Here is a 21,793-nt window from a genome sequence, read left to right on the forward strand (position 1 = left end):
GGCCCTTGTGGCGAGCGAGCTTGCTCGCCACAGGAAGCTCGGCCTTCAATTACAGGACCTGGCGCAGGAACGCTTGGGCGCGCGGGTCTTTGGGCGCATCGAAGAACTCGGCCGGGGCCGCATCTTCGAGCAATTTGCCGTGGTCGAAGAACAGCACGCGGTCTGCCACTTCACGGGCAAAGCCCATCTCGTGGGTGACGCAGACCATGGTCATGCCTTCCAGGGCCAGGGTCTTCATCACGTCCAACACTTCGCCGACCATTTCCGGGTCCAGCGCCGAGGTGGGCTCATCAAACAGCATTACCTTGGGTTCCATGGCCAACGCACGGGCAATGGCTACCCGTTGTTGCTGGCCGCCGGACAAGCGTGATGGAAACTCGTTGGCCTTCTGCGCGATACCGACCTTTTCCAACAGTGCCAAAGCCTTGGCTTCACGCTCTTGCTTGCCGCGTTTGCGCACGACTTTTTGCGCCAGGCACAGGTTTTCCAGCACGGTCATGTGCGGGAACAAATTGAAGTGCTGGAACACCATGCCGACTTCACGACGGTAGGCATTCACGTCGGTTTTCGGGTCGGCCAGTTGCAGGCCATCGATGCTCACCGAGCCCGAGTCGAACTCTTCCAGGCCGTTAAGGCAGCGCAGGAACGTGGACTTGCCTGAACCTGACGGGCCAATCACCACCAGCACTTCGCCCTTGGCGACTTGGGTGGTCACGTGGTCCACGGCGCGCACCACTTGGCCACGGGTGTCGAAGACTTTTACCAGATCGCGGACTTCAATCACTTTGCGCGAGCCTCCGCTCAAGCCGGCTGGCCATTTTCGACAGCGGCAGGTTGATCAGCAGGTACAGGCCTGCCACACAGAACAGGATTTCAAAGGGCGAGAACGAGGTGGTTATCACTTCACGACCACTTTTAAGCAGCTCGGTAATCGCGATCACCGAAACCAGCGAAGTGTCTTTCACCAGGCTGATAAATTGCCCAGCCAATGGCGGCAGCACGCGTTTGAACGCTTGCGGCAACACCACATGACGCATCGACTGGCTGGCGCTCAACCCCAGGGAACGGGCGGCCTCGTTCTGACCACGGGTGATGGACTGCACGCCGGCGCGGACGATTTCCGCCACATAGGCGCCGGTGAACAGCGACAACGCGGCAATACCGGCGAATTCGCGGGACAGGTTGAGCACCGTGCCGATGAAGAAGTAGAAAATAAAGATTTGCACCAACAGCGGCGTACCGCGCACCAGTTCGACGTAGATCGTCGACAGATCGCGCAAGGTCGGGTTGCTCGACAAACGGCATAAGCCGGTTGCCAGGCCAATCGCCAGGCCGAGGATTCCGGAGACCACCGACAACCACAAGGTCGTCCACAAGCCCCACATCAGCGGGCCCAGCGCCCAATGCCGGGTTACGCCAATAACATCGCCTTCGGCCACGTCATCGCCACGTGACACTTGCAGGCTGTTGTCGGCCACGGTCAGCTTTTGCTCGGCGCCTGCGTCGTTGCGCAAGGTGACTTCGGCCACATCGCCTTTGCGCACCAGCTCAATGACAGTGGAGATGTCGGCGGCGCGCTGGGAGGTTTCGGCCTGATAGGCGAAGTACTGCGGCACGCGGTTCCAGCGCCACTCGTAGGACATCAACGAGGTGGCGTAGTACAACGCGCCGGCCAGGCCAACCAGCACGACCACGGTCAGCAGGTGCCAGGGCCATTGGGCTTTTTTCTGTTTCATTTCACTTTCCGAAGATGTATCGCCTGGCATGTCGTCATCGCGGGCAAGCCCGCTCCCACAAGGGAACGCATTTCAACTGTGGGAGCTGGCTTGCCTGCGATGAAGTCGACTCGGTGTCAGCCCTTATTCCATGTCCTTGAGCCACTCGGAGCTCTTGAACCACTTGTCATGGATGCGATCGTAGGTGCCGTCGTTGCGGATCTGGTGCAGGAAGTTGTTGATGTAATTGATGCTGTCGAAATCGCCCTTTTTCAGGCCGAACGCCAGGGGCTCGAAGGTGAAGGGTTCTTCCAGGAACACCAGCTTGCCATTACCGACTTTCTTCTCGGCGACCACGTTGTAAGGTGCGTCATACACAAAGGCATCGGCCTTGCCGTTGACCACGTCCAGCACGCCTTCCTGCTCGTTGTCATAGCCGTGGTACTTGGCTTTGGAGATCAGTTTCCTGGCAACCATCTCGCCGGTAGTGCCGAGCTTGGAGGTCAGGCGGTATTTCTCGTCGTTCAAATCTTTGTAGGACTTGATCGTGCCTTCCAGGTCCTTGCGAATCAGCAGGGTCTGGCCGACCACGATGAAGGGTTCGCTGAAGTTCAGGCGCAGGTTGCGTTCCTGAGTCAGGGTCATGCCGCTGCCGATCATGTCGAACTTGCCGGTCAGGAAGGCCGGGATAATGCCATCATAGCCGGTGGACACCAACTCCAGCTTGACGCCCATGGACTTGGCCATGGCCTTGAGAATGTCGACTTCAAAGCCGATGATTTCACCGCGCTTGTCGGTCATCTCGAACGGCATGTAGGTCGGGTCCATGCCGACTTTCAGCGTGCCGCGCTTGACCGCATCGTCGATGGCGCCCGCATGCGCCGCAGTGGCCGCGACCAGCGCGGTGACGCCGAGCATCAGCATCGAAAGATACTTTTTCATCATCAAGTCCCCTGAAAGATTCTTATAAGGCCGGCGCGCAAAAGGGCTGCACCCATTCGGGGTGCGATCCTAACCCACTCGTTGCCCGTCACAAAGGTTTCACGGGTAAATGTTATCGGCGCATGTCGCAAAAGCCCCACAATGGTGCATCACTGCGCAGGGGCTAGACACATCAGTGCAACAGGCCGGCAATTCATTGATGTGTAAGCAGTTATGACGCTTAGTCGATCTCCGCCATCCAGTCCGTGTCCTTGAACCACTTGTCGTGCAGCCGATCGTAGGTGCCATCCTGGGCAATTTGATTGAGGAAGTGGTTGATCCAGTTGAGGCTGTCGTAGTCGCCTTTTTTCAGGCCAAACGCCAGAGGCTCAAAGGTAAACGGTTGCTCAAGGGCAAAGAGCCGGTGGTTTTCCGGCCTGGCCAGCGCAATCAGGTTGTAGGGTGCGTCATGGACGAAGGCGTCGGCCTTGCCCTCGACCACTTGGCGCACGCCTTCTTCCGGCGTGGTAAAAGTGCTCAGGCGCGCCGCGCCCAAAAACCGCTGCGCAGCCGCTTCGCCGGTCGTGCCTTCAGTCGCGGCGATGCGGTAACCCGCCTCGTCGAGATCTTCGATGCTGGCAATCTTGCCGGCCAGGCTGGGGTTCAGCAGCACGGTCTGGCCGACCACAATAAAGGAGTCGCTGAAGTTCAGCTTGAGGTTGCGCTCCTGCGTCACCGTCATGCCGCTGCCGATCAGGTCGAACTTCTTCGCCATCAGCCCCGGTAGCAACTCGGTATATGGCACCGCGACCAGTTCAAGCTCGACGCCCAACGCGCGGCTCATCGCCTGCAGCAAGTCGATTTCGAAACCGACGATACGGCCCCGCTTGTCCTTCATTTCAAAGGGCACATAGGTGGGCGTGGTGCCGACTTTAAGCACACCGCGTCGAACCGCTTCATCGAGGGCACCAGCGCTCAACCAGCCTGCGTAAATCAATGCGATGATGCCGCTCAGCACCGCCAAACAATACCTTTTGATCATTAATCCCCCTGCGACCTAGTCAATTTGGGGGCGATGCTACCCCAGCGACAGGCACGGCAATACGCTTCGAACAAAGGTCTTTTGTTTCGAAATAACAAGGGGTTAGCGTTATCAAGAAGATGTTCTAAACGCTGTAGGACCAGCGCATCTAACGCCCCCGAGGTGAGCCCTCGGGGGCGTCGGAATCAGGCCGGTTGGGCCTGGGAAGACAGCGGTTGCAGCGGCAGCAATGGCGCGTGCGGATCAGCCTTGACCGAAGCACGCCAGGCACCGAGCCACTCGGCGTGACCTTCAGTCCACACCTGCTGATGCAGGCGAGCCAAGGCTACCGGGTCGCTGAGCAATGCCAGGCGCTCACCGTTGTTGAGGCCGGCGGGGCCGACTTTCAGCGCGTGGCGCACACGTTCCTGACGCAAGTGCTCGATGGGCTCCGCCTCACGGTGACGCGAGGTCGCCAGGGCGCAGGCCAGGGCGTTTTGCTGCGGGTCGACCACCGAGCGCACAAACCCGTCATTGAGGGCGTGCCAACGGTTTTCGTGGGTGTATTGCTCAGTCGACAGCAAGGCTTGCGGCGGGTTGTATTCCTCTGGGATCAGGAACAGGCTCTCGTCGCGAGACTTGAGGCCCAGCTTGACCCGGCTGGAGATCACCGACACCGGAATCGACAGCATCAGCGAGCCGACGATCGGAATCAGCCACCACAGGAAGCTTGGGTTCAACCACACCACCAACAGTGCCCACAGAAAGCCCAGCAGAGTCTGTGGACCGTGGCGCTTGACTGCCTCGCTCCATGGCGTGGAGTCGTCGTCACGCTGCGGCGAGTTCCAGGTCGCAGCCCAGCCCAGGAACGCGGCGAGCACGAAACGGGTGTGGAAGATCATGCGCACCGGCGCCAGCAGCATGGAGAACAGCATCTCCAGCAGCATCGACAAGGTCACCTTGAACTTGCCACCGAACTCTTTCGCGCCCTTGGCCCAGATCAGGATGATGCTGAGCAATTTAGGCAGGAACAACAGCACGATGGTGGTGGAGAACAGCGCCACCGCCTTGTCCGGGTGCCATTGTGGCCACAGCGGGTACAGCTGGCGTGGCGCCATGAAGTACTGCGGCTCCATCAAGGTGTTCACCGCCAGCAACGCCGTCGACAGCACCAGGAAGAAGAACCACAACGGCGCCGACAGGTAGGACATCACGCCGGTCAGGAACACCGCACGGTGCACCGGGTGCATGCCTTTGACCAGGAACAGGCGGAAGTTCATCAGGTTGCCGTGGCACCAGCGACGGTCACGCTTGAGTTCATCCAGCAGGTTCGGCGGCAGTTCTTCGTAGCTGCCCGGCAGGTCATAAGCAATCCACACGCCCCAGCCGGCACGGCGCATCAGCGCGGCTTCAACGAAGTCGTGGGAGAGGATCGCACCGGCAAACGCGCCTTTACCCGGCAACGGCGCCAGGGCGCAGTGCTCGATAAACGGCTTCATACGAATGATGGCGTTGTGACCCCAGTAGTGGGATTCACCCAACTGCCAGAAGTGCAGGCCAGCGGTAAACAGCGGGCCATAAACACGGGTGGCGAACTGCTGCATGCGCGCATACAGGGTGTCCATGCCCGACGCACGTGGCGCGGTCTGGATGATCCCGGCATCCGGCGTGGCTTCCATCAAGCGCACCAGGCTGGTGAGGCATTCACCACTCATCACGCTGTCGGCGTCGAGCACCACCATGTACTTGTATTCACCGCCCCAGCGACGGCAGAAGTCGTCGAGGTTGCCGCTCTTGCGCTTTACGCGACGGCGACGGCGGCGATAGAAGATCTTGCCGAAACCACCGGCTTCGCGGCACACATCAAGCCAGGCTTGCTGTTCAGCGATGCAGATATCGGCTTCGTTACTGTCGCTGAGCACGAAGAAATCGAAACGGTCCAGGTCGCCAGTGGCGGCTACCGATTCGAAAGTAGCGCGCAGGCCGGCAAATACCCGGGGCACGTCTTCGTTGCAGATCGGCATCACCAGCGCGGTGCGGGCATCCTTTGGAATCGGCTCGTCACCAGCACTTTTACCGGAGATCCGGTATTTATCGTGGCCGGTCAGCAGCTCCAGGAAGCCCATCAGCGCGGTCCAGAAACCGGCCGAGACCCAGCAGAACAGAATCCCGAACATGATCAGGATGCTGGTTTGCAAGGCGTAAGGCAGCACCTGGGTGGCCGTTTGCAGCAGGGTCTGGTTGCGGATTTCGTCGAAGTCGACCAGCGACCAGCCCTGGTACGGCATGATGCCTTTCATGTACCAGCCGGCCACAATGGTCTGGCCGAGCATCAGCACCAGCAGGATATAGCGACGGATCGAACCCACGGTACGCCAGCGTGCTGCCGGCAATACGCGCTCATCCTTCGGCGGGGCCGGAGGGTTGGTGCGACCGGTCATCCGGCGCCAACCACGCACCAGGATATTGGTACGCCATGGCTCCGGCACCACTTTGGTCCGACGGATCGGCGGCGTGGCCTTCAGGCAAACCCGACCGTTGGCGTCAAGCGCCAGCATCTCGGCGTCTTGCAGCTCTTCGGCGGTATTGAGCGTCAACCGGCGGCCGACCGAGGCTTGGGCAGCCTCGGTGGGTGCGTCGAAAGTCTTTGACGACAAGCGTTCGTGCAGCTCGCTGAAGGAGGTGCAGCCCGCCAGTTCGGCGCGCTGCTCTGCGGTCATCGGGAGGTGCGCCAGGTACTCGGACAGGGTCTCTGGCGTGGCTTGAGAATTACTCATCGGCAGGCAACTGATAGCTCCAGGTTTCGGTCAGGACGTGTTCGGTCTTTTCCGGCTCCGGATTGGCGGGGGCAGCCTCTGGCTGCTTGGCGTCCTTGTCTTTCGCTTCCTTGGCGTCTTTCCTGGCCTGTTTTTCGTGTTGCTTGGCCAGCAGCTTGTCGGCCTTGAGCACCTGGGTCGAAACCTTCTCAGGCTCAGGCTTCACGATGTCCTCAACCAGCGCGGCACGCATTTCGGTGGGCTTGCCTGCGTCCTTGATCTTCATGCGCAGGGTCAGGCGCCAGCCTTTGGTGTGCTCGTTGTAGCGCACGCTGTTTTCAACGATTTCGGCGTTGTCGCCCACGCTCACCTGGCTACGTACTGGCGCATCCGGTGGCAGGTTCTTCAGGGACGGGCCTTCGAAGTCCACCAGGTAGGCCACGCTGCCGTCAGGCTGGCGGATCAGGTTGGATTGCTTCACGTCACCGGTGGAGCGCAAGGTCTGCTTGACCCAGGCGCTGTCGGCCGGGTGCAGGTCTTTCTCGTCCATGGTCCAGTGCAAGCGGTAGCTGACGTCCAGCGGCTCGCCGACTTTCGGCAGCTCGGCCGGGCTCCAGAACGCAACGATGTTGTCGTTGGTTTCGTCGGCGGTCGGAATCTCTACCAGGTCGACAGAACCCTTGCCCCAGTCGCCTTCAGGTTCGATCCAGGCGCTTGGGCGCTTGTCGTAGTTGTCGTCCAGGTCTTCGTAGTGGCTGAAGTCGCGGCCACGTTGCAGCAGGCCGAAACCACGCGGGTTTTCGACGGCGAAGTTGCTGACCGACAGGTGTTTAGGGTTGTTCAGAGGGCGCCAGATCCACTCGCCATTGCCGGCATGGATCGACAGGCCGCTGGAATCGTGCAATTCACGACGGTAGTTGAGCACCTTGGACGGCTGGTTTGCGCCGAACAAGTACATGCTGGTCAGCGGGGCGATGCCCAGCTTGCTGACCTTGTCACGCAGGAACATCTGGGATTTGACGTCGACAATGGTGTCGGTGCCCGGGCGCAGGGTCAGGCGATAGGCGCCGGTTGCGCGTGGCGAGTCCAGCAGGGCGAAGATCACCAGCTGTTTCTCGCCCGGTTTTGGGCGCTCAATCCAGAACTCGGTGAAACGCGGGAATTCTTCACCGGACGGCAATGCAGTGTCGATCGCCATGCCACGGGCCGACAGGCCATAGGCCTGGCCTTTGCCGACGACGCGGAAGTAGCTGGCGCCGAGCATGGTCATGATTTCGTCTTGCTTGTCGGCCTTGTTGATCGGGTACAGCACACGGAAACCGGCATAACCCAGCTGTTCGGTGGCTTTAGGATCAAATTTCACGTCGCCGAAATCGAAACGATTTGGGTCGTACTTGATTTCCTGGACGCTGTCGGCGGTCACTTCGTTGATTTTCACCGGCGTGTCAAAGTGCATGCCCTGGTGATAGAAGGACAGCTTGAATGGCGTGTTCTGATCGGCCCACTCGGCTTTTTCGTTGCGGAAACGAATCTTCTGATAGTCCGCGAATTTCATTTCGCGAAATTCGTTCGGCAGATTGCTGCGCGGAGCTTCGTATTTCTGCCCGGCCAGCTCTTTTGCCTTGGCCGACACATCATCCAGACTGAATGCCCACAGTTGACCCGCCCCGAACAGGCAAAACAGGGCAGAGCCCGTTACCAGTGCGTTTCGTAACCGTTTGGCAGACAATTTTGGTGCATTACAGGGACTAACAATCACGAGCAACCCTCGCCGAAAACAGATCAAAAAACCAACGGCCAGCTATCTATATGCCAGGTTGGCGAGCATTGTTCCGACTCCTCTGGGTCAAAATGATTCCCCAAAGGCCGTCGGACAAGTCTCTACCTAAGTCAAAAATGGACCAATTTACGCTGATCCCCATAGCGCGCGATTATCTAGTAGCCCGCGAAACAACGCATCAGGGACAACGAAGTATTTGTAGCGAAACCCTGCGTTTTTAGGCATTAAAGTCGTTTTTAATACATTCATGTCTGTAAGAGGAAGGTCACAGGGCCATCATTGACCAAATGCACCTGCATATCAGCGCCAAAACGCCCCGATGCCACCTTGCCATGCAATTGTTGCGCTTGTAACAACAAGTGTTCAAAAAGCGCGGCTCCCAGGGCCGGTGGGGCCGCTGTGGAGAAGCTGGGCCGCAACCCGCTTTTGGTGTCCGCCGCCAGGGTGAACTGCGATACCAGCAGCAAACCACCGCCAATGTCCTTCAAGGACAGGTTCATCTTGCCCTCATCGTCGCTGAACACCCGATAGTTAAGCAGCTTGTGCAACAGTTTGTCGGCACTCTCGGGCGTATCTGAAGGTTCCACGGCGACCAGCACCAGTAATCCCTGGTCTATCGAGCCTACGACTTCACCCGCCACCTCGACCCGGGCGCCACGCACCCGTTGCAACAGGCCCTTCATGCTTCTTCTGGCGGCAGATCAAGCAGGCGCCGTGCCATCTCGCCGGTCGCACGCACCAACGCATCGGTGATGCCCGGCTCGGATGCCGCATGGCCAGCCTCGCGAATCACCTGCAGCTCACTGTTGGGCCAGGCCTGATGCAGCTCCCAGGCATTATCCAGCGGGCAGATCATATCGTAGCGGCCATGGATGATGACCCCAGGCAGATGGGCGATCTTGTGCATATCGCGAATCAGCTGGTTGGGCTCCAGGAAAGAGTTATTGGTGAAGTAGTGGCACTCGATACGCGCAATCGACAGGGCGCGCTGCGGCTCGGAAAAACGCTCGACGTGCTGCGGGCTCGGGCACAGGCCGAGCATGCGCCCTTCCCAACCGGACCAGGCTTTGGCTGCGTGCATCTGGGCGATCTGGTCGTTGCCGGTGAGGCGCTTGTGGTAGGCGGCAACCATGTCGTGGCGCTCGTCCGCCGGGATCGGGGCAAGGTAGTCCTGCCAGTAATCCGGGAACATGCGGCTCGCGCCTTCCTGGTAGAACCAATGAATATCCTGCGGGCGGGCCAGGAAGATACCGCGCAGGATCAAACCATGCACACGCTCAGGGTGGCTTTGCGCATAGGCCAGCGACAGGGTCGAGCCCCAGGAACCACCAAACAGCACCCATTTGTCGATGCCCAGGTGTTCGCGGATGCGCTCGAGGTCGGCGACCAGATCCCAGGTGGTGTTGTTTTCAAGACTCGCGCGCGGCGTGGAACGCCCGCAGCCACGCTGGTCGAAGGTAACGATGCGGTACAGGTTCGGGTCGAAATAGCAGCGGCTCTGGGCATCGCAACCGGAGCCGGGGCCGCCATGGATGAAGACGACAGGCAAACCTTCGGGGGAGCCACTTTCATCGACGTACAGCGTGTGGGTGTCATCGACTGCCAGATCGTGCCGGGCGTAGGGTTTGATCTGCGGGTACCAAGTCTGCATTGCGCGCTCCATAGGGTGTCGGGTTCATCCCTGAGGGGACGTCTATTATTCTTGCCGTCTGGCATCATAAACCCGAATTGTGCAATGAGCATGTCCTTGAATACTTAGACCTGTGTCAGCCCTTCGCTCCTGAGGTAATGCAGCAGATAGTTATAAAGCTGATCCACCTCCGGGGCTTGGCCGCGCGCGCGCAAGCAACCGTGGACCAGACCTTTGCCGGGATACAGCACGGCGGGCACACCGGCCTGTTGCAGCCGTTCGGCATAGAGCATGCCGTCATCGCGCAACGGGTCGAACTGGGCCACGGCGATCAACGCCTTGGGCAAGCCGCCGAAATGCTCGGCCAACAAAGGCATGGCATAGGCCGATGGCGTGACCGCAGCATGCAGGTACATTGCCAGGTAGCAGTCGGTGTCGGCAGTACTGAGCAGCGGCGCGTCCATGCAGTCACGCCGCGAGGGCAAATCGGCAGGCCCGCCCAGGCCGGGGTAAATCAGCACCTGGGCCACGGGCAGCGGCTGGCCGTCGTCGCGCAGCCCCAGGCACAGCGCCGCCGCCAGATTGCCGCCCGCGCTGTCGCCCATCACCACCAGGCGTTGCAGGTTGATGGCGTGCGGCCCCTGCGCGGCCTGGATTGCCTGCCATACGGCGCGACAGTCTTGGTAGGCTGCCGGGAACGGGTACTCCGGCGCCAGACGGTAGTCGATGGCGATCACCAGGACCTGCAACGCGCTCGCCAGTTCGAAACAGATAAAGTCGTGGGAGTCCAACCCGCCGACCACCCAGCCGCCACCGTGCATATAAAGGAGACAGGGCCAGCCCTCTGTCGGCGCTGGCGCCGTGGGTAGGTAACTGCGCACGCCTACACCGCCCAGGGAAAAGTCCGACAGTTGCAGCCCTTCAGGCTTCGGTGGCGTGAAGGCCTGGCACATACGGTCGTAGTTATGGCGCAAGCCCGCCAGCGAAGAGTCGTCACTGGTGAAGGATTCGGTTTTGGCGATGAAGGCGGCAAGCTGCGCTGAAATCGGATACATGCTCAATATCCCTGAGAATGGAGATCTAAACGTGGGAGCTGGCTTGCCTGCGATAGCAGTGTGTCAGTCACCTCTTCATTCACTGATACACCGCTATCGCAGGCCAGTCGAATCGTCGCACCGCAGCTCCCGCATTTTTTGCCCGGCGGTGTTTTCAGGGTTTGAGGCTGGCCTGCACTGCCGCCACGCCATCGCTGCCATCAAACGCCGTAACCCCGGCCAACCAGCGCTGCAAATCCTCTGGGTGGTCACGCAACCATTGCCTGGCCACCTCCTGCGGCGACTGGCGCTCCATGATCGGCACCATCAACTGGCTTTCCTGGGCGGCGGTGAAGGTCAGGTTTGCCAGCAGGCGGTTGGCGTTAGGGCAGCGTTCGCCAAAGTCCGGCGCGGTGACGGTGGAAACCGTGGCGCGACCTTCGTTCGGGCCGAACACATCTTCACTGCCGGTGAGGTAGGCCATTTTCATATTGATGTTCATCGGGTGCGGGGTCCAGCCGACGAACACCACGAACTCCTTGCGGTTCACCGCTCGCTGCACCGCCGCGAGCATACCCGCTTCACCGGAAGCTACCAGTTTGAAGCCGCCCAGGCCGAAATGGTTGGTGTCGATCATCTTTTGGATATCGGTATTGGCGCCACTGCCCGGCTCGATGCCGTAGATCTTGCCGCCCAACTTGTCCTTGAAGCGGGCGATGTCGGCAAACGTCTTCAGCCCGGCATCCGCCACGTATTGCGGCACGGCCAGGGTGGCTTGGGCGTCGGCCAGGCTCGGCGTGTCGAAAACCTTGACCTGCCTGGCGGCCAGGAATGGCGCGATGTTGTTGTCCATCGCCGGTTTCCAGTAGCCGAGGAAGATATCCAGGCGTTTGTCACGGATGCCGGCAAAGATGATCTGCTGCACGGCGCTGGTCTGCTTGCTGTCGTAGCCCAGGCCGTTGAGCAGCACGTCGGCCATGCCGGAGGTTGCGATCACATCGGTCCAACTGACCACGCCCATGCGGATGGCTTTGCACGAGGCGGGTTCGGCGGCCATGGCGTTGGCGCTGATCAAGGCGGCACAGGTGAGGGTCAACAACAGTCTTTTCATGGATGAGGTCTCACTGGGCAGTTTTTATTGTGGGGAGTGGCGTCTGGTGCGCCGTACCCACAACCTTACCCAGCGGGACCTGTGCTGACACGAACTGTGGCGACCGGCAGTTGCACTGGGGCGACCCGGAAGGCCCCATCGCAGGCAAGCCAGCTCCCACATTTTGATCTGTGAATACATCCAAATGTGGGAGCTGGCTTGCCTGCGATAGCGATATCAGCCGTAGCGCTTCTGCCCCCAGGCCAACAACCCTTCCAGCAACTGCTTCAACACAACCTGGGTCGGCGCAGCCAAATCTGGGCGATACCGGAACGGCTCAACCTCTTCCATATACGTGCTCTGGCACAGTTCCAACTGCACCGCATGAATATCCTGCGCCGGGTCGCCATAGTGGCGAGTGATATGCCCGCCCTTGAAGCGCCCGTTCAGCACATGGGTGAACTGCGGATGCTGAGCGCAGATGCCTTCCAGCTGGCTGGCCAGCTCGGGGTCACACGCCGCGCCGTTGAAGGTGCCGAGGTTAAAGTCCGGCAGCTTGCCCTCGAACAGGTGCGGGATCACCGAACGGATCGAGTGCGCATCAAACAGCAAGGCATAACCGAACTCGGCCTTGAGCCGGGCAAGTTCTTCTTGCAGGGTGCGGTGGTACGGCCCCCAGATTTTTTGCAGGTAGGTTACGCGTTCTTCTTCGGACGGCACCTGCCCTTCACGGAACAACGGCACGCCATCGAACAGGGTCGCCGGGTACAGCCCGGTGGTGGCGCCGACGTAGAGCGGCTTGTCGTCGGACGGCCGGTTCAGGTCAATCACAAACCGCGAGTACTCGGCCGACAAGGTGCTGGCGCCCAATGCCTCGGCAAAGTCATACAGCGTGGGGATGTGCCAGTCGGTGTCCGGCAGGCTTTGCGCCTCGGGGATCAGCCCGGCTTCGACCGCAGGCGTCAGGCGCAAACCCGCGTGGGGCATGCTGATCAGCAGCGGCACACGGCCTTGTTTAAAACTCAGAACCTTATCCACAACAACACTCCTCAGACGGTGACGTCGACGCCATGGCGCACGACGCGTTTATCCAGCTCGCCGCCCAGCCAGTAAGCCAGGTCGGCGGGGCGATCAATCTGCCAGGCGACGAAATCCGCGACCTTGCCCACTTCCAGCGAACCGTGGGTGTCACCCATGCCCAGCGCGGTGGCCGCATGTTGCGTGGCGCCGGCCAAGGCTTCTTCCGGGGTCATGCGGAACAGGGTGCAGGCCATGTTCAGCATCAGGCGTACCGACAGCGCCGGCGAGGTGCCGGGGTTGAGGTCACTGGCGATGGCGATTTTCACGCCGTGCTTGCGCAGCGCATCCATCGGCGGCAACTGGGTTTCACGCAGGAAGTAGAACGCGCCCGGCAGCAACACCGCGACAGTGCCGGACGCGGCCATGGCGATGGCGTCTTCTTCGGTCATGAACTCCAGGTGGTCCGCCGACAGTGCGTGGTAACGCGCCGCCAGGCTGGAGCCGTGCAAAGAGGACAACTGCTCGGCGTGCAGCTTCACCGGCAAGCCCAACTGCTGGGCGACCTTGAATACACGCTCCACTTGCTCGGTGGAAAACGCCAGGTACTCACAGAAGGCGTCTACCGCATCCACCAGCCCTTCGGCCGCGAGCGCCGGGAGCATCTCAGTGCAGATGTGGTCGATGTAGTCGTCAGCGCGATCCTTGTACTCCGGCGGCAGCGCGTGAGCCGCCAGGCACGTGGCGCGCACGCTCACCGGCAGCACCTGGCCAAGGCGCCGCGCAACCCGCAGCATCTTGCGCTCGTTGGCCAGGTCCAGGCCGTAGCCGGACTTGATCTCCACCGTGGTCACGCCGTCACGCAGCAAACTGCGCAGGCGCTTTTCAGCGCTGGCAAACAATTCATCTTCCGTGGCGGCACGGGTGGCGCGCACGGTGCTGGCAATACCGCCGCCCTTGGCGGCGATTTCGGCGTAACTCACGCCTTCAAGACGCTGCTCGAATTCACCGCTGCGATTGCCGCCGAACACCGTGTGGGTGTGGCAGTCGATCAGCCCGGGGGTGACCCACGCGCCTTGCAGGTCATGCACCTGGGCGTACTCCGCCACTGGCGCCTGGCTGCGGGGGCCGATCCACTCGATCAGCGAACCCGCGGTGACCATGGCGGCATCCTCGATGATCGAGTATTTGCCCTGGGCCATAGTTGCGACGTGGCAGTGTTGCCAAAGCGTTTTCATCAACGCCTCCCTAAGTTATCGATGAGACAAAGCCGGGTCGTAATGGACCTTGGCCCCCTGCCCGGCAGCGGGCTTGACCCACAGCAGGTAGGCGAGGACCAGCAACACGATCCAGACGGCGCCGACCAGCAAAGCGGCCTGGGTGTCCGGGAAGTAACCCAGCACGCCAAACACGAACAGCATGAACACAATGGCCGCCGCTGGCGCATACGGCCAGAACGGCACCGGGAATTTCAGTTCGGCCACCTGTTCCCTGGTCATCGAGCGGCGCATGGCAACCTGGGTAAACAGGATCATCAGCCACACCCACACGGTGGCGAAAGTGGCAATCGAGGCGATCAACAGGAACACGTTTTCCGGGATCAGGTAGTTGAGCACCACGCCGCCGAGCAACGACGCGCCCATTACCAGTACGGTCATCCACGGCACGCCTTGCTTGGACAGCTGCGCAAAACCCTTGGGCGCCTGCCCTTGCTGGGCCAGGCCATACATCATGCGGCCGGCGCCAAAAATGTCGCTGTTGATGGCCGAGACGGCGGCCGAGATCACCACGATATTGAGGATGGTCGCTGCCGAGCCGATGCCAAGGTTGCTGAAGATCTGCACGAACGGACTGCCCTGGCTGCCAATCTGTGGCCACGGGTAGATGGCCATCAGCACAAACAGGGTCAGCACGTAAAACAGCAGGATGCGCAGCGGCACCGCATTGATCGCCTTGGGGATCACGCGCTGCGGGTCTTTGGCTTCACCGGCGGTGATGCCGATGATTTCGATGCCGCCAAACGCAAACATCACCACCGCGAACGAGGCGATCAGGCCGCCAATGCCGTTAGGCATGAAGCCGCCGTGGGCCCACAGGTTGCTCAAGCCGCTGGCCTGGGTTTCGCCAGCAGAATGAATGCCAAACAGCATGATGCCAAAGCCGCCGAGGATCATCGCCACAATCGCGCCGACCTTGAGCAGCGACAGCCAGAACTCCATTTCGCCAAACACTTTGACGTTGCACAGGTTCAGGCCGCCGATCAAAAACACGATACCCAGCACCCAGACCCAACGCGCGACCTCGGGAAACCAGAAGCCCATGTAGATGCCAAAGGCGGTGACGTCGGCGAGGCAGACGATGATCATTTCAAATGCGTAGGTCCAGCCGAGCACAAACCCGGCCATAGGCCCCAGGTAGGTGCTGGCGTACTGGCCGAAGGAGCCTGACACCGGATTGTGCACGGCCATTTCACCGAGAGCACGCATCACCATGAACACGGCAGCGCCGCCGATCAGGTAGGCCAGCAGCACGGCAGGGCCGGCCATTTGGATGGCAGAGGCGGAACCATAGAACAACCCGGTGCCGATCGCGGAACCGAGTGCCATGAAGCGAATATGTCGGGCGCTCAACCCGCGTTTCAAACCCTTTTCTTGCTGGTGCATTTCTCGTCCCTATTATTTTTATGAGGAGAAGATCGTTCCCACGCTCCGCGTGGGAACACATCCTGTGACGCTCCGCGTCACGACTCTTAAAGCGGACGCGGAGCGTCCAGGGCAACATTCCCACGCAGAGCGTGGGAACGATCGTATGTCAGTCACACATGTTTCAACTGACAGATAGCTATCGCAGGCAAGCCAGCTCCCACACTGGGTTGCGTTGCGGTTACAAGCTCGGCAGGAGCTTGGCCGGCACCAGCTCATTCAGGCAGCGGCTGGCGAGCAGTTCGCTGGCGGCATTGATGTCCGGGGCAAAGAAGCGGTCCTTCTCATAAAACGCCACTTTGTCGCGCAGGATCCCGCGGGCTTTTTCCAGCTTGGTCGAAGTCTTCAAGCCATCGCGCAGGTCCAGGCCCTGGCATGCCGCCAGCCACTCAACTGCGAGTACACCACGGGTATTTTCAGCCATTTCCCACAAACGCTTGCCCGCAGCCGGGGCCATGGACACGTGGTCTTCCTGGTTGGCCGACGTCGGCAGGCTATCCACGCTATGGGGATGCGCCAGCGCCTTGTTCTCACTGGCGAGCGCCGCAGCGGTGACCTGGGCGATCATGAAACCGGAGTTCACCCCGCCATTGCCGACCAAAAACGGCGGCAGTTGCGACATGTGCTTGTCCATCATCAACGAGATACGACGCTCGCTCAGCGAGCCGATTTCGGCGATGGCCAGCGCCATGTTGTCGGCAGCCATGGCCACCGGCTCGGCGTGGAAGTTACCGCCGGAAATCACGTCGCCCTCGGCCGCAAATACCAGCGGGTTATCCGACACGGCATTGGCCTCTACCACCAGCACTTCGGCAGCCTGGCGGAACTGGGTCAGGCAGGCGCCCATGACTTGCGGCTGGCAACGCAGGGAATACGGGTCTTGCACCTTGTCGCAGTTCTGGTGCGATTGGGACACCTGGCTGCTCTCGCCGAGCAGGTCGCGATAAGCCGCGGCCGCGTCGATCTGACCGCGCTGGCCACGGGCGGCATGGATACGTGCATCAAACGGCGAGCGCGAGCCCAATACCGCTTCCACGGTGAGGGCACCGCACGCCAGCGCGCCGGCGAATAGGTCTTCGCCTTCGAACAGGCCACGCAGGGCATACGCGGTGGACACTTGGGTGCCGTTCAGCAGCGCCAGGCCTTCTTTAGCCGCCAGCGTCAGCGGCGTCAGGCCGGCAACTTTCAGCGCTTCGGTGGCTTCCAGCCATTCGCCCTTGTAGCGCGCCTTGCCTTCGCCCAGCAGCACCAGCGACATATGCGCCAATGGCGCCAAGTCGCCGGAAGCACCGACCGAACCTTTGAGCGGAATGTGCGGGTACACCTCGGCGTTGATCAGTGCGATCAGCGCGTCGATCACCTGGCGACGAATGCCGGAGAACCCACGGCTCAGGCTGTTGACTTTAAGCACCATGACCAGCCGCACCAGCGCGTCGCTGATCGGCTCACCGACGCCGGCGGCGTGGGACAGCACCAGGGAACGCTGGAGGTTTTCCAGGTCTTCACTGGCAATGCGGGTCGAGGCCAGCAGGCCAAAACCGGTGTTGATGCCGTAGGCGGTGCGGTTCTCGGCGAGAATCTGCTCCACGCAGGCCACACTGGCTTCGATCTGCGCCGTGGCGCTGTCATCCAGAGTGAGGGTTACCGGCTGCTGGTAGATGGCTCGCAGTTGGGCAAGGCTCAGTTGGCCTGGAATCAAATTTAGCGCAGTCACATTCATGCTCCTTTGAATTGTTCTTTTGAATAAGTGTTTAGTGCAAATGGGGAATTGCTGAGCGCAGCAAAGCGGTGTCTTTGAGCAGCGCGGCGGTGGCGGCAATATCTGGCGCCAACCAACGGTCTTGTTCGTAAGGTGCGACCTTTTCGCGTAGCAGACGCCAGGCGCTGTCAGTACCCGCGCCGAAACGCTGGCCCTTCAAAAACTCGAACGCCTGGGCTGCCAGCAGGTACTCGATGGCGAGAATCTGCGTGACGTTGGCCAACAGCTGATGCAGCTTGAGCGCGGCATTGGTGCCCATGCTCAGGTGGTCTTCCTGCAGGCCCGAGGTAACGAAATTGTCGAGCACCGCCGGTTGCGCCAGCTGACGGTTTTGCCCGCACAGCGAGGCGGCGACGTACTGCACGATCATCATCCCGGAGTTGACCCCAGGGTTGCTGACCAGGAACGCCGGCAAACCACTGACGTGCGGGTTGATCAGGCGGTCCAGGCGACGCTCGGCCACCGAGCCGATTTCGGCCATGGCGATGGCGAGCATGTCGGCCGCCAGCGCCACAGACTGCCCATGCGGGTTGGCCTGGGACACCACGCGGTAGTTGTCCGGCGTGCCGAGCACCAGCGGGTTGTCGGTGGCGCTGTTGAGTTCGGTCTCGATCTGGCGTGTGGCGTGTTCCACCTGATCACGCGCCGCACCGTGAATCTGCGGGATCGAGCGGATGCTCAGCGCGTCCTGGGTGCGGATGCCTTTGCTGCTGGCGATCACTTCACTGCCGTCAAGCAAGGCACGCAGGTTGATGCCGACTTGCTGCATGCCTGGGTGTGGCTTGAGGGCGATGATGGCTTCGTCGAAGGCGTCGATCTGACCACGCTGGGCTTCGAAACTCATGGCGCCGATCACGTCGGCCCATTGCAGCAGGTGATGCGCGTCGGCCAGGGCCAGGCAGCTCAGGCCGGTCATGCACGGCGTGCCATTGACCAGGCACAGGCCGTCTTTGGCGCCGAGCACCACAGGCTGTAAACCTTCGGCTTTTAAGGCGGCTTGCGCCGTCACGATCTGGCCGCGATAGCTCACATCGCCAACCCCGAGCAAGGCCACGCCAATGTGGGCCATGTGAGTCAGGTAGCCCACCGAGCCCTGGGACGGCACTTGCGGCGTGATGCCATGGTTGAGCAACGCCAGCAACGAATGCACCACCTGCGGGTGCAGGCCGGATTTGCCGTGGCTGTAGTTGATGATGGCTGCGCAGATGATCGCGCGGGTCTGTTCGTCGCTCAGCAGCGGCCCGACGCCACAGGCGTGGCTCAGCAGTGTGTTGCGCGACAACTGGCTGAGTTGTTCACCCTTGAGCGACACATTGCACAGCGCGCCCAGGCCGGTATTCACACCATAGGCGCGTTCGCCGCTGGTGACGATGCGTTGCACGATGGCCTGGGCATTGTCGATACGCGCCCAGGCGTGGCCCGAGAGTTCGAGCACGGCGCCGTGGCGGGCGACGGCGACCACGTCCTGCCAACGCAGTGGAGCGTCGGCGATGATGATTTTTGTTGCCTGGGACATCTTCATACCTTCTTCAATGCTTTGATCGTTCCCACGCTCTGCGTGGGAACGCCGCCTGGGACGCTCCGCGTCCCGCTATCAGGTGTGACGCGGAGCGTCACGGGATGTATTCCCACGCAGAGCGTGGGAACGATCAGCTACACCACCGCCGCCCGGCGCTGAACAAACCGGTCCACATACTCATCCGCCGGCGAATGCAGAATCTCGCGCGGCGTGCCGACCTGGATCAGCTTGCCGTCCTTGAGAATCGCAATGCGGTTGCCAATGCGCACCGCCTCGTCGAGGTCGTGGGTGATGAACACGATGGTCTTGTGCAGGGTCTTTTGCAGCTCCAGCAACTGGTCCTGCATCTCGGCGCGGATCAGCGGGTCGAGGGCGCTGAAGGCTTCGTCCATCAGGATGATGTCGGTATCGGCTGCCAAGGCGCGGGCCAGGCCTACACGTTGGCGCATGCCACCGGAAAGCTGGTGCGGGTATTTGTTTTCGTAGCCTTTGAGGCCCACGGTTTCGATCCAGTGCAGCGCACGTTCGGCGCACACCTGCTTGGTTTCGCCGCGCACCTTGAGGCCGTAGGCAACGTTGTCGAGCACACTCTTGTGGGGCAGCAGGCCGAAGCTCTGGAACACCATGCTGATCTTGTGGCGACGGAATTGGCGCAGGGCTTCCATGTCCAGTTGCAGGATGTCTTCGCCGTCCACCAGGATCGCGCCGCTGGTTGGATCGATCAGGCGGTTGAAGTGGCGCACCAACGTGGACTTGCCCGAACCCGAAAGACCCATGATCACAAAGATCTCGCCCGTGCCGATGCTCAGTGACAGGTCGTTCACGCCGACCACGCAACCGGTCTCGGCCAGCACCTGATCCTTGGTCTTGCCCTGGCCAACCAGCGCCAGGGCTTCCTTGGAGCGGTTGCCAAAAATCTTGAAGACGTTTTTAACTTCAATTTTGCTGACAGTAGTCATTTGCTCGCCTCATGCCGTGGACGACCATAGGCCTGGGTAATGCGGTCGATGACCACTGCAAGAATCACAATCGCCAGCCCGGCCTCGAGGCCACGGCCGACGTTGAGGGTCTGGATGCCGACGAGCACGTCTTCACCCAGGCCACGGGCGCCGATCATCGAGGCGATCACCACCATCGACAACGCCATCATGGTGGTCTGGTTGATACCGGCCATGATGCTCGGCAGCGCCAGCGGCAGTTGCACGCCAAACAGTTGCTGCCAGCGGTTGGCACCGAAGGCATTGATGGCTTCCATGACTTCGCCGTCGACCTGGCGAATGCCCAAGTCGGTGAGGCGAATCAACGGTGGCGCGGCGTAGATCACCGTGGCGAAAATCGCCGGCACCTTGCCCAGGCCAAACAGCATCAGCACCGGGATCAGGTACACAAAGCTGGGCATGGTTTGCATGATGTCGAGCAGCGGCATCAATACCGACCGCAGGCGATTGCTGCGTGCAGACAAAATGCCCAACGGAATGCCGATCAGCACCGAGATCACCGTGGCGACCATCATCAGTGCCAGGGTTTGCATGAGCTTGTCCCACAGGCCAACCGCACCCACCAGGAACAGCAGACCGACGATCACCGCCGTGGTCACCACCTTGCGGGTGGCATGCCAGGCGATGCCGCCGACAATGGCGAGCATCAGCCACCAGGGCGCTGCACGCAGCAAGCCTTCCAGGTTGACGATGGCCCATAACAGCGTGTCGGAGATGTGCCGGAACACATCGCCGTAGTTGGTGACCAGTGAGTCCACCCAACCGTTGACCCAGTCGGCGATGGAAAACGTAAAACTCTCAGGAAACATAGCGTGCTCTCGATCCAGTGGGTTGTGGCCGGGTGCCCGGCTGGCCCTTGAGGGTAGCCGGACACGCTTGACCTACAAGGCCGCGTCGATTTTCTTGGCTGCGTCGTCGCTCACCCATGCGTGCCAGACTTCAGGATGTTCCTTGAGGAAAATTTTCGCCAGTTTTGGCGACTCAATCCGCTCTTTGGCCATGCGACCGAGGTTCTGGTTAAGCAGGTCGATGGGCAGGTTGACCTTCTCCAGCACCGCCACGAGTTCCGGCGCTTGCTCGTGGAAGGTTTTGGACAGGCCGACCTTGATGCTCACGCTTTTATCCACACCGGGCTTTTCCTGCAGCTTGACCAGATCGACCTGGCCCATCAGCGGGGTTGGCGACCAGTAGTAGAACAGGATCGGCTCGCCACGCTTGTAGCTCGACAGCACGGCGGCATCCAGCGCCGGGCCGGTGCCAGGGCGGAAGTTGGTGTAGGTGCTTTCCAGGCCATAGCTTTTCAGCATTTCGCTGTTATCCAGCTCACAGGTCCAGCCGGCCGGGCAGTTGTAGAAGCGGCCCTTGGAGGGCTCTTCCTGGTCCTTGAATACCGAGGCGTATTTGGCCAGGTCGGCGATATTTTTCAGGTCTGGTGCCTTGGGTTCCAGCTTGCGCTTGGCGTCGCCTTCGATCACATAACGCGGCACATACCAGCCTTCCACGGCGCCGACCACCGGCGCACCAACACCGACAACTTTGCCGGCCTTCTCGGCCTTGTTCCAGACCTCGCTGCGGCCTACCCACTCTTCGGCGAAAACCTGGATGTCGTTGCTGCTCAGGGCGTTTTCCATGGTGATGGAGTTACCCGGCAAGCTATCGGTTTTGCAGCCGTAGCCTTTCTCCAGCACGGTTTGCAGGATGTCGGTGAGCAACATGCCGCTTTCCCAGTTCAGCCCGGCGAATTTCACCGGTTTGCCGGACTCGCACCAACCCGCCGCCTGGGCGCCGGCAGAGGCCAGCAAGCCTGCAGATAACACGGTGGCCAGCAAGGTTTTATTCATCTTCATTGTT

At 60.9% G+C, this 21,793-nt stretch carries 17 protein-coding genes and 1 pseudogene; all 18 read right to left on the reverse strand.

Annotated features, from left to right (window positions below; all coding sequences use genetic code 11):
- Nucleotides 1-49 precede the first annotated feature (49 nt).
- The 18 genes and pseudogenes from AOA62_RS19650 to AOA62_RS19735 all read right to left on the reverse strand — a co-directional run bounded on the left by AOA62_RS19650 (nt 50) and on the right by AOA62_RS19735 (nt 21,789).
- The gene (locus AOA62_RS19650) at nt 50-784 is read right to left on the reverse strand and encodes an amino acid ABC transporter ATP-binding protein (protein WP_017138597.1); all 735 of its coding nucleotides are present in this window, start codon (nt 782-784) and stop codon (nt 50-52) included.
- Nucleotides 777-1,736 carry an amino acid ABC transporter permease gene (locus tag AOA62_RS19655; protein ID WP_017138598.1) on the reverse strand — a complete coding sequence of 320 codons (960 nt, stop codon included), beginning with the start codon at nt 1,734-1,736 and terminating at the stop codon, nt 777-779. Before AOA62_RS19655 ends, AOA62_RS19650 begins: the two co-directional genes overlap by 8 nt.
- A gap of 123 nt (nt 1,737-1,859) precedes the next feature.
- Nucleotides 1,860-2,657: a transporter substrate-binding domain-containing protein gene (locus AOA62_RS19660; protein ID WP_099549483.1), complete on the reverse strand. Its 798-nt coding sequence runs from the start codon at nt 2,655-2,657 to the stop codon at nt 1,860-1,862.
- Between the two features lie 220 nt (nt 2,658-2,877).
- On the reverse strand, nt 2,878-3,678 hold the full coding sequence (locus tag AOA62_RS19665) for a transporter substrate-binding domain-containing protein (RefSeq protein WP_099549484.1): 801 nt from the start codon (nt 3,676-3,678) through the stop codon (nt 2,878-2,880).
- 111 nt (nt 3,679-3,789) lie between these two features.
- A pseudogene (gene mdoH, locus AOA62_RS19670) lies at nt 3,790-6,434 on the reverse strand (glucans biosynthesis glucosyltransferase MdoH).
- The gene (locus tag AOA62_RS19675) at nt 6,427-8,172 is read right to left on the reverse strand and encodes a glucan biosynthesis protein G (RefSeq protein ID WP_026013804.1); all 1,746 of its coding nucleotides are present in this window, start codon (nt 8,170-8,172) and stop codon (nt 6,427-6,429) included. The pseudogene mdoH and the gene AOA62_RS19675 overlap by 8 nt, the downstream one beginning before the upstream one ends.
- A 266-nt stretch (nt 8,173-8,438) precedes the next feature.
- Nucleotides 8,439-8,876 carry a D-aminoacyl-tRNA deacylase gene (dtd, locus tag AOA62_RS19680; RefSeq protein WP_017138603.1) on the reverse strand — a complete coding sequence of 146 codons (438 nt, stop codon included), beginning with the start codon at nt 8,874-8,876 and terminating at the stop codon, nt 8,439-8,441.
- Nucleotides 8,873-9,844 carry a prolyl aminopeptidase gene (gene pip, locus AOA62_RS19685; protein ID WP_017138604.1) on the reverse strand — a complete coding sequence of 324 codons (972 nt, stop codon included), beginning with the start codon at nt 9,842-9,844 and terminating at the stop codon, nt 8,873-8,875. The genes dtd and pip overlap by 4 nt, the downstream gene beginning before the upstream one ends.
- Nucleotides 9,845-9,948: 104 nt before the next feature.
- A complete protein-coding gene (locus tag AOA62_RS19690) occupies nt 9,949-10,884 on the reverse strand; it encodes an alpha/beta hydrolase (protein ID WP_178075646.1) in 936 nt (311 codons plus the stop codon).
- Nucleotides 10,885-11,032: 148 nt separating this feature from the next.
- Nucleotides 11,033-11,968 carry a choline ABC transporter substrate-binding protein gene (locus tag AOA62_RS19695; protein WP_099549486.1) on the reverse strand — a complete coding sequence of 312 codons (936 nt, stop codon included), beginning with the start codon at nt 11,966-11,968 and terminating at the stop codon, nt 11,033-11,035.
- Between the two features lie 216 nt (nt 11,969-12,184).
- Complete coding sequence (hutG, locus tag AOA62_RS19700; protein WP_099549487.1) at nt 12,185-12,985, reverse strand: N-formylglutamate deformylase; 801 nt, start codon at nt 12,983-12,985, stop codon at nt 12,185-12,187.
- An 11-nt stretch (nt 12,986-12,996) separates the two neighbouring features.
- Entirely contained in the window at nt 12,997-14,202 is a 1,206-nt protein-coding gene (gene hutI, locus AOA62_RS19705; protein ID WP_099549488.1) for an imidazolonepropionase, read from the reverse strand.
- 15 nt (nt 14,203-14,217) lie between these two features.
- Nucleotides 14,218-15,627 (reverse strand): amino acid permease, encoded by a 1,410-nt coding sequence (locus AOA62_RS19710; protein WP_017138609.1) that lies wholly within the window; start codon nt 15,625-15,627, stop codon nt 14,218-14,220.
- Nucleotides 15,628-15,847: 220 nt separating this feature from the next.
- Entirely contained in the window at nt 15,848-17,386 is a 1,539-nt protein-coding gene (gene hutH, locus AOA62_RS19715; protein WP_099549489.1) for a histidine ammonia-lyase, read from the reverse strand.
- Nucleotides 17,387-17,417: 31 nt separating this feature from the next.
- The gene (gene hutH, locus AOA62_RS19720; protein WP_099549590.1) at nt 17,418-18,941 is read right to left on the reverse strand and encodes a histidine ammonia-lyase; all 1,524 of its coding nucleotides are present in this window, start codon (nt 18,939-18,941) and stop codon (nt 17,418-17,420) included.
- 137 nt (nt 18,942-19,078) lie between these two features.
- Complete coding sequence (locus tag AOA62_RS19725; RefSeq protein WP_046034013.1) at nt 19,079-19,903, reverse strand: glycine betaine/L-proline ABC transporter ATP-binding protein; 825 nt, start codon at nt 19,901-19,903, stop codon at nt 19,079-19,081.
- Nucleotides 19,900-20,751, reverse strand: a complete 852-nt coding sequence (locus AOA62_RS19730; protein WP_017138613.1) for a proline/glycine betaine ABC transporter permease — start codon at nt 20,749-20,751, stop codon at nt 19,900-19,902. The genes AOA62_RS19725 and AOA62_RS19730 overlap by 4 nt, the downstream gene beginning before the upstream one ends.
- A 72-nt stretch (nt 20,752-20,823) precedes the next feature.
- A complete protein-coding gene (locus AOA62_RS19735; RefSeq protein ID WP_017138614.1) occupies nt 20,824-21,789 on the reverse strand; it encodes an ABC transporter substrate-binding protein in 966 nt (321 codons plus the stop codon).
- Nucleotides 21,790-21,793 lie beyond the last annotated feature (4 nt).

Origin of the sequence: Pseudomonas sp. 2995-3 (assembly GCF_002742565.1) — a bacterium.
Taxonomy (GTDB): Bacteria; Pseudomonadota; Gammaproteobacteria; order Pseudomonadales; family Pseudomonadaceae; genus Aquipseudomonas; species Aquipseudomonas edaphica.

What these genes read in the sequence shown, in the direction of transcription:
- AOA62_RS19730 (WP_017138613.1), bottom strand. Translation starts at nt 20,751, where the DNA reads ATGTTTCCTGAGAGTTTTACGTTTTCCATCGCCGACTGGGTCAACGGT.
- hutH (WP_099549590.1), bottom strand. Translation starts at nt 18,941, where the DNA reads ATGTCCCAGGCAACAAAAATCATCATCGCCGACGCTCCACTGCGTTGG.
- pip (WP_017138604.1), bottom strand. Translation starts at nt 9,844, where the DNA reads ATGCAGACTTGGTACCCGCAGATCAAACCCTACGCCCGGCACGATCTG.
- AOA62_RS19665 (WP_099549484.1), bottom strand. Translation starts at nt 3,678, where the DNA reads ATGATCAAAAGGTATTGTTTGGCGGTGCTGAGCGGCATCATCGCATTG.
- hutH (WP_099549489.1), bottom strand. Translation starts at nt 17,386, where the DNA reads ATGAATGTGACTGCGCTAAATTTGATTCCAGGCCAACTGAGCCTTGCC.
- AOA62_RS19725 (WP_046034013.1), bottom strand. Translation starts at nt 19,903, where the DNA reads ATGACTACTGTCAGCAAAATTGAAGTTAAAAACGTCTTCAAGATTTTT.
- hutI (WP_099549488.1), bottom strand. Translation starts at nt 14,202, where the DNA reads ATGAAAACGCTTTGGCAACACTGCCACGTCGCAACTATGGCCCAGGGC.
- AOA62_RS19695 (WP_099549486.1), bottom strand. Translation starts at nt 11,968, where the DNA reads ATGAAAAGACTGTTGTTGACCCTCACCTGTGCCGCCTTGATCAGCGCC.
- AOA62_RS19660 (WP_099549483.1), bottom strand. Translation starts at nt 2,657, where the DNA reads ATGAAAAAGTATCTTTCGATGCTGATGCTCGGCGTCACCGCGCTGGTC.
- AOA62_RS19735 (WP_017138614.1), bottom strand. Translation starts at nt 21,789, where the DNA reads ATGAAGATGAATAAAACCTTGCTGGCCACCGTGTTATCTGCAGGCTTG.
- AOA62_RS19655 (WP_017138598.1), bottom strand. Translation starts at nt 1,736, where the DNA reads ATGAAACAGAAAAAAGCCCAATGGCCCTGGCACCTGCTGACCGTGGTC.
- dtd (WP_017138603.1), bottom strand. Translation starts at nt 8,876, where the DNA reads ATGAAGGGCCTGTTGCAACGGGTGCGTGGCGCCCGGGTCGAGGTGGCG.
- AOA62_RS19710 (WP_017138609.1), bottom strand. Translation starts at nt 15,627, where the DNA reads ATGCACCAGCAAGAAAAGGGTTTGAAACGCGGGTTGAGCGCCCGACAT.